1 pseudogene is annotated in these 383 nt (G+C 36.0%); it reads left to right on the top strand.

What is annotated here, in order from left to right:
- Positions 1-383, top strand: a pseudogene (locus tag UNSWCS_RS11330) (hypothetical protein); the annotation flags it as partial.

Here is a 383-nt window from a genome sequence, read left to right as displayed (position 1 = left end):
AATGGAAATTTCCTTGACTTCTCTCCAGAAGTGATGACAACTGAGCATACTATCCCTTATATGTGGGTTAGTAGTGCTGGATATGACTTCAAGCCTGATATGTCTGTGTATGATAATGAACAAGGCTATACAAAGGAGCAAATCTTTATCGCATTTTTAAAAAACGAGCAAGGTCTTGTGTTACAAGGTGGCACAACAAGGATAACTGACGAGGCTCGCAATGTATATAGAGACAAACTCATACTTACAAAACAAGATAGAAGTGAGATAGGCATACCAAAGGCTTATTATGATGAGATACTATCTGGTAAGAAAGATCTAAAAGATATACTAGCTAGGATTTTAAAGCTTAGAAATTTAGAGCTTAAAAAAGATCACACGCT

Origin of the sequence: Campylobacter concisus UNSWCS, assembly GCF_000466685.1 — a bacterium.
GTDB classification, from domain to species: Bacteria; Campylobacterota; Campylobacteria; order Campylobacterales; family Campylobacteraceae; genus Campylobacter_A; species Campylobacter_A concisus_A.
Note: the sequence above shows the minus strand (reverse complement) of the source record. Positions and strands in the feature narration are given on the sequence as shown.